The organism is Gemmatimonas sp. (assembly GCF_041689975.1).
GTDB lineage: Bacteria > Gemmatimonadota > Gemmatimonadetes > Gemmatimonadales > Gemmatimonadaceae > Gemmatimonas.
In genome coordinates, this window is sequence record NZ_JBDNFF010000098.1 from 20,972 (window position 1) to 28,114 (window position 7,143).

The 7,143-nt window shown below is 65.6% G+C and carries 7 protein-coding genes; 5 read left to right on the forward strand and 2 right to left on the reverse strand.

Annotation, left to right across the window (positions count from 1 at the left end; all coding sequences use genetic code 11):
• Positions 1 to 29: 29 nt before the first annotated feature.
• The 4 genes from ACESNG_RS06945 to ACESNG_RS06960 are packed head-to-tail and all read left to right on the forward strand — an operon-like array spanning position 30 to position 4,991.
• A complete protein-coding gene (locus ACESNG_RS06945) occupies positions 30 to 1,535 on the forward strand; it encodes an anthranilate synthase component I family protein (RefSeq protein ID WP_373061064.1) in 1,506 nt (501 codons plus the stop codon).
• Between the two features lie 6 nt (positions 1,536 to 1,541).
• Entirely contained in the window at positions 1,542 to 3,155 is a 1,614-nt protein-coding gene (locus ACESNG_RS06950) for an adenylate/guanylate cyclase domain-containing protein (protein ID WP_373061065.1), read from the forward strand.
• Complete coding sequence (locus tag ACESNG_RS06955) at positions 3,140 to 3,931, forward strand: lipopolysaccharide kinase InaA family protein (protein WP_373061066.1); 792 nt, start codon at positions 3,140 to 3,142, stop codon at positions 3,929 to 3,931. Before ACESNG_RS06950 ends, ACESNG_RS06955 begins: the two co-directional genes overlap by 16 nt.
• A 1-nt stretch (position 3,932) precedes the next feature.
• Positions 3,933 to 4,991 carry a glycosyltransferase family 9 protein gene (locus ACESNG_RS06960; protein ID WP_373061067.1) on the forward strand — a complete coding sequence of 353 codons (1,059 nt, stop codon included), beginning with the start codon at positions 3,933 to 3,935 and terminating at the stop codon, positions 4,989 to 4,991.
• Here ACESNG_RS06960 and ACESNG_RS06965 read toward each other — a convergent pair.
• Positions 4,957 to 5,607, reverse strand: a complete 651-nt coding sequence (locus ACESNG_RS06965) for a nucleoside triphosphate pyrophosphatase (protein WP_373061068.1) — start codon at positions 5,605 to 5,607, stop codon at positions 4,957 to 4,959. The genes ACESNG_RS06960 and ACESNG_RS06965 overlap by 35 nt on opposite strands.
• 47 nt (positions 5,608 to 5,654) lie before the next feature.
• Here ACESNG_RS06965 and ACESNG_RS06970 point away from each other — a divergent pair, with 47 nt between their 5' ends.
• The gene (locus ACESNG_RS06970; protein WP_373068338.1) at positions 5,655 to 6,851 is read left to right on the forward strand and encodes a PLP-dependent aspartate aminotransferase family protein; all 1,197 of its coding nucleotides are present in this window, start codon (positions 5,655 to 5,657) and stop codon (positions 6,849 to 6,851) included.
• A gap of 102 nt (positions 6,852 to 6,953) precedes the next feature.
• On the opposite strand, the gene ACESNG_RS06975 is transcribed toward ACESNG_RS06970, so the two are convergent.
• Positions 6,954 to 7,143, reverse strand: a 190-nt coding sequence (locus ACESNG_RS06975; RefSeq protein WP_373068340.1) for a D-aminoacyl-tRNA deacylase, incomplete at its 5' end; no start/stop codon positions are given.

A 7,143-nucleotide genomic window follows, 5' to 3' on the forward strand; every position in this document is an offset into this window, starting at 1 on the left:
CAGCGAGCGCGGCGGCGAACTTCCGAGTGATGACTGCTCTCGATGATTTCCGCGCCCGTGCCGCGCAGTGCCGTGCCACCGGTGGTCTCGTCCCCGTGTGGGGCGACTGCCTGCTCGACCTGTGCACACCCGTCTCGGCCTTCGCTAAACTGCGCCGTGGGCCTTTCGCCTTTCTGCTCGAGTCGGCTCCGGCGGGCGGTGAGTCGTGGGCACGCTATACGTACCTGGGTACGGACCCGCGCGGCGCCTGGCGTCTGCGCGATGGCGTCGTCGAGGATTGGGAGGACGCGCAGGGTTGGCACGGCGCGCGCACGCCCGTCGACCCCATCGCCGACTTGCGAGACATCGTGCGCGACATGCGCCCGGTGCCGGCGCCGGAGCTCGGCGCGCTGTGGAGCGGCGCGATCGGTTTCTTCGCGTATGACGTGGTGCGGCATATCGAGAAGCTCCCGCACGCTCCGCCGCGTGTGCTGAGCTATCCCGACGCGTGCTTCGTGTTCACGAAAGCGCTCGTGGTCATCGACAACTGGCGTGGACAGGCCCGCGTGATCGTCTCGGTGCCGGTACCAGCCGGTGTGTCCGACGAGACGCTCGATACGCTGCATGCGGAGGCCGTTCAAACGCTCGCCGATACCATCGCACGTTTGCAGGGGCCCGACGTCCTGCCGCCACTCACGCTCAACGAGTCGGCACCGGCCGCCGTCGCGGAGTCGAACTACGCGCGTGAAGATTTCATCCGCGACGTGGGTCGCATCAAGGAGTACATCCTGTCGGGCGATGTCTTTCAGGCCTTGCTCGCCCGTCGCATGTCGGTGCCGCTCGACTTCGATACGACCACCCTGTATCGCTCGCTGCGTGCGCTCAATCCGTCGCCGTACATGTACCATCTCATGCTCGACGGCATGGAGCTCGTGGGCAGCTCACCGGAGCTGTTGGTGCGTGTGGCGGACGGACGTCTTACCGTCCGTCCGATCGCCGGCACGCGTCCGCGCGGGAAGACGGCGGAAGAAGACGCCGCATTGGCGGCGGAGCTGCTGGCTGATGAGAAAGAGCGGGCCGAGCACGTGATGCTGGTGGATCTCGGCCGCAACGATGTCGGTCGGCTCGCGCGCTATGGTACGGTGCACGTGACGGACCTCATGACCGTCGAGCGCTACTCGCACGTGTTTCACATCGTGAGCCAGGTGGAGGGCGAATTGGCCGACGGCTCGAGTGCGCTCGATGCATTCCGTGCGGTGTTCCCCGCCGGTACGATGACCGGTGCCCCGAAGGTACGCGCCATGGAGATCATCGACGAGCTCGAACCGGAGCGCCGCGGCGCGTACGCCGGCGCGATCGGCTTCATCGGTGCGGGCGATACCCGCATGGATCTGGCTATCACGATCCGCACCTGCGTGATCGCCGACGGCGTGGCCTCGGTGCAAGCGGGTGCCGGCATCGTGCACGATTCCGTGGCCGAAAGCGAATGGGCCGAAACAGAGAGCAAGGCCCGTGCGCTGCTCACCGCCATCGGCCGCGCTCGCGCGGCGTCGTAACGGCGCATGACGCTCGTGCTCATCTCCGCCGCGGGTGACCGGCGCTTCCTGCTTACCGGCCGCACCGTCTTCGTCGCGGGGCGTGAGCTGTCGTGTACGCTGCCGATTCTCGATCCGGCGGTGTCGCGCCGTCATGCCGAACTACGCGTGCACGCGTCGGGTACGCTCGACGTACAGGATCTCGAGTCGCGCAACGGCACGTGGGTGAACGGCGCTCGCGTGCCACGCGCCAAGCTCGTGCCGGGCGACACCCTGGCCTTCGGCACCGTCGTCTTCACGTTGCTGCACGACGACGTCGCCGACGCGCGCCTTGCACCGCCCTCGGCCACACCCTTGGCGTCACCGTCCGCGTCGCCCACGTCGCCGTTCGATGGCAGTGCGACGGTGCAGTTCGAACGCCGAGTGCCCTCGCGCGAGCAGTCGCTGGCCGACGTCGCGCAGGTCACGGCCGGGCACGCCCAGGCCACGGCGCGGCTCGCGCAGTTGGTCGGTATCGCGCAACACCTCGGTGGCTCTTCCGATCTCGATGCGCTGCTCGAGGCGCTGGCCGGCGACCTGTTTCGCAGCTTCGACGCCGACCGCGTAGCGATTCTCCTGCGCGATGCGGACGGACTCCTGCAGACCCGGGTATCGCGCGATCGTCGCGGCAACATTCCCCGTCCGGTGCCGCGGGCGATCGCCCAGGGCGTGGCCGAACGGCAGGTTGCGCTGCTCACCAACGACGCCGGGGCCGATGCACGCACGGCGGGGGCGTCGGTATTGCAGCAGGCCGTCCGATCGGCGATGGCCGCTCCACTCATCGGAGAGCAGCAGGCGACGCTCGGTGTGCTGTACGTGGACCATCTGCGCGAAACGGATGTGTTCACCGATGAAGATCTCGCGTTCCTGGTCGCCTTCGCCGGCATCGCCTCGGCGGCCGTGGAACGTGAGACCTCGACGGCGCGGTTGCAGCAAGCGGCCCGCGTGCGCGCAAACTTCGAGCGCTACTTCGCGCCGCAGATTGCGCTGCGCATTGCCGACAGTACGGGCCGCATCGCTCCCGGCGGATCGCGCCAACATGTGGTAGTGCTGTTCAGTGATATCCGCGGCTTCACCGCGATCGCCGAATCACTTCCGCCCACGCAGATGGCCGATCAGCTGAACGAGTATTTCGGCGTGATGGTCGACTGCGTGTTTCGGCACGAGGGCGCGCTCGACAAGTTCATCGGTGATGCGATCATGGCGTACTGGGGCGTCCCGGAGGCCGGAGCGCACGATGCCGCACGCGCCGTGGCGGCCGCCCTCGACATGCAGCACGCGCTGGAGTCACTGAACGCGCGCTGGGCGGCCGAAGGGCGGCCACTCCTCAGCGTCGGCATCGGCATTCACACCGGCGACGCGTTCGTGGGCAACATCGGTTCGCCGCGTCGTCTCGAGTTCACGCTCATCGGCGACACCGTCAATGTCGCGAACCGACTGTGCAGTCTGGCTGGCGGCGGAGAAATTCTCGTGAGTGAGACGGTGCGCGCTCAACTGCCCGACCCCGACTCCTGCACGCCGCGCACGGAGCTCGCGTTGGCTCGACAGCACGGCGCGCCGCAAGACGTGTGGCAGGTGACGGCTCCGTGGATCGCTTCGTGAAGGCCGAGACGGCGACCCGTGCCGTAGGCACCGCCGATGTCACCGGCGGAGACGTGGTCCTCGACGATCTGATCGCGATCGTGCACGAGTACGACACGTTGTACGACTGGGCCGCGGAGCAACCGCAGCCGCGCGCCATGCGTGGACGTGCACCGGTGTTTGTGGCCACACTCCCATCGTGCGGTATTCCCGTGGTCGTACGACACGGCTGGCACGGCGGGGTGCTGGCGCCGCTCACGGCCGACCGCTTTCGGCGCCCCACCCGAGCGCCGCTGGAGATGGGACGTTCGGCCGCGCTGCGCGCGGCCGGCATTCCGACCACTGAGGTGCTTGGTTTCGCGCGCTATCCGGCGGCGTTCGGACTGTGTCATGTGGACGTCGTCACCCGCTACGTGGCCGACGCCGCGGATCTCGGCATGGTGCTGGCCGGACTTGCGCCGTTCGTGGATTGCGAGACCGCGTTGTCGGCAACGCAACGGCTGCTCATGCAGTTGGCCGGCCAAGGGGTGATCCATCCCGATCTCAACGTGAAAAACATTCTACTGCGCCCCACGTTCGACGGTATCGAAGCGTTGATCATCGACGTCGATGTCGTGCGCTGGGACGCGAACCGCGCACCCGTCGAAACCATGCGGGCCAATGTCGCTCGCCTCACGCGGTCGGTGCGCAAATGGCGCACGCACTTCGGCTGCGACGTGACCGACGCGAGAATCACGGCGTTCAGCGATGCCGTGACGGCCGAACTGTCGTCTGCTGCCCACTCCGATACACGCTAGCGTGCCCGCTTCAGCCACGACCCCGCCCCTGCCGCCCTTCACGCTCGATCGCGTCGGTATCGTGATGATGAGTGCCGTCGGTGATGCCGTACACGTGATGCCGATCATTCACGCGATCAAAGCGCACGCGCCGGCGTCGCGGATCACCTGGGTGCTGCAGCCGGGACCTGCCACTCTGGTGCGCGGCCATCCACTGGTTGACGACCTCGTGTTGTTCGATCGCTCGAAAGGCTGGAAAGGGTTTCTCGACACCCGTCGCGAACTCGCGTCCCGACGATTCGACGTCGTGCTCGCATTGCAGGTCTACTTCAAGGCCGGCCTCGTCACCAGCTTCACGCATGCACCGGTGAAGCTGGGCTTCGACCGCGAGCGCGCGCGCGATGCGAACTGGTTGTTTACGACGCATCGCCTTGCACCGCACGCCGGACAGCATGTCCAGGATCAATATTTCGAGTTCATCGACGCCCTCGGCGTACCGCACGGCCCACCGCAGTGGACCCTGGGACCGTGGAACGACGAAGAGCGGGCTTGGCAGCGCGACTTCCACGCGCAGTTCGATCGTCCGATCGCGCCTATCGTGGTAGCCACCAGCAAAGGCGCGAAGGACTGGATGCCCGAGCGGTGGGCAGCCGTATGCCACATCCTCTGGAGCGACTTCGGATTGCAGCCGGTGCTCGTGGGTGGACGCTCGGCGCGCGAAGTCGCAGCCGAAGCGATCATCCGGCGCGATGCGCCCATGGCGCACTCGGCGTTGGGAAGTGGCCTGCGTCGGCTCGCCGCAATCCTCGACGGAGCGGCGGTGGCGCTCTCGCCGGATACCGGCCCGCTGCACCTCGCCGTCGCCTTGCGCACACCGGTGATTTCGCTGCTCGGCTACACCAATCCGAAACGCGTCGGACCGTATGACTTTGCCCGCGATCTGAGGATCGATGCATACGGCGATCCCGGCGAGGACTACCCCCTCGACATGACGTATCGCGAAGACCGTATGGAGCGCATCTCGGTAGATGACGTCCGCGCGATGCTCACGCGCTGGCAGGAGCGCTATCGGCGACCGTGAGCGGTCCGAATGCGTAGCGGAATCCCAGGTCCCGCAGCAGTCCGACCATGCGACCCAGCGGTAGTCCCATCACCGCGAAGTAGTCGCCGTCGATGCGCTCCACATTGGTCGCGCCGAACCCCTGAATGCCATAGGCACCAGCCTTGTCCATCGGCTCGCCGGTTTCTACATAGGCGGCGATCTGTGCCGCATCGAGCGGTCGGAAGGTGACCGACACCGACTCGACTCCGGACAGCGTCACGCCGCCGTGTGCGACGGCCACAGCCGTGAACACCGTGTGCGTTCGTCCGCTCAGCCGCGTGATCATCGCGATGGCCTCCGCCCGGTCGCCGGGTTTGCCCAGAATGTCACCGTCGATCACGACGATCGTATCCGAGCCGATGACGACCGCATCCGGATGCTCCACCGCCAGCGTGTGCGCTTTTTGCCGTGCGAGGCGTTCGCAATGTGGCACCGGTGCCTCGTCGGCGTGCACCGATTCATCCACATGGGCGGGATGCACCTCGTGAACGATCCCGATCAGCGCGAGCAACTCCCGGCGGCGTGGAGACTGGGAGGCGAGAATCACGCGGGGGAGGGTTCCCGGTGCGGATGATGAAATATCGGAAGCAGTCATTGGAGTAAGTTTAGACGACGACAATTCTCCTCGCATCCCATACGCGCATGTCCGACGAACAGGCCCATTTCGAGACACTCGCCATCCGCACCCAGGCGCCCGTCTCCGGCGAACGGGAGCACTCCGTACCGCTCTACCTGACGTCGAGCTTTCGATTCGACGACGCCGAGCATGCACGTGCCCTGTTCACGGAGGAGGTCGCGGGCAACATCTACAGCCGTTATGCGAATCCGAACACCGACGAGTTCATAAGCAAGCTGTGCCTGCTCGAGGGCGGCGAAGACGGCATCGCCACGGCGTCGGGAATGTCCGCCGTGTTCACCGCGATCGCGGCTCGCGTTTCGTCGGGGGATCACGTGCTGGCCTCCCGTGCGCTCTTCGGTTCGACACACCAGATCTTCACGCGCATCCTGCCCAAGTGGGGCGTGTCGTACGACTACGCCGATGCATCCGATCCGACGTCGTGGGAGCGTCTGGTACGTGCGAGCACGAAGTTGATCTTCATCGAGACGCCGTCGAACCCGGGCCTCGAATTGCTCGATCTGCGCTGGCTTGCCGCCTTCGCCTCGTCGCGCGGCATTCCGCTCGTAGTCGACAACTGTTTTGCCACGCCATACCTGCAGCGGCCGCTCGCACTCGGTGCGAACGTCGTCATTCACTCGGCCACCAAGTACATCGACGGACAGGGACGTGCACTGGGCGGCGCGATCGTCGGCGACGCATCGTACATCGCCGAGTGCCGCTTCTTCGCACGACACACCGGTCCGGCGTTGAGTGCCTTCAACGCCTGGCTCCTGTCGAAGTCTCTGGAGACGTTGGCCGTTCGCATGGATCGCCATTGTTCGAATGCACTTACGCTCGCGCAGCACTTCGAGGGACATCCAGCGTTGACTGCGGTGCGATACCCTTTCCTGCCGTCACATCCTCAGCACGACTTGGCCCGCGCACAGATGTCTCAAGGCGGTGGCATCGTGGTGTTGGAGCTGGAGGGCGGTCTCGAGGCGGGACGCCGGTTTCTCGATGCGGTCCAGATGGTGTCGCATTCAGCAAACCTCGGCGACACCCGGACCATCGTGACGCACCCGGCATCGACAACGCATTCGAAGCTGACCCCGGCGGAGCGTGCGTCGGTCGGAATTGCCGATGGATTGATTCGGGTTAGCGTCGGCCTCGAGCACGTTGCCGACATTATGACAGATTTGGAGCAGGCGCTGACGAGGGGGAACGGAGCCTCTCAGGGATGAGGTGCGCCATGGCATGTTACAGAGTGACACGACGTGGCATGCCAAATCCCTCATCAAACTGTGTAGATGCCACACGTGTGATAGAAATCAACGGTATCCGGTTCAAGCGCGCTCAACCGCGAGATTCGCGGCGTCGCGCTCGAGCCAGATAGTGACGGGACCATCGTTCACCAGTTCCACGTCCATCGAGGCGCCGAACTCCCCTGTTTCGACAACCAATTGGTGATAGCGCAAAAGCATCACGAGTTGGTTATATAGTGGGAGAGCGGTTTCTGGTCGGGCCGCCTCGATA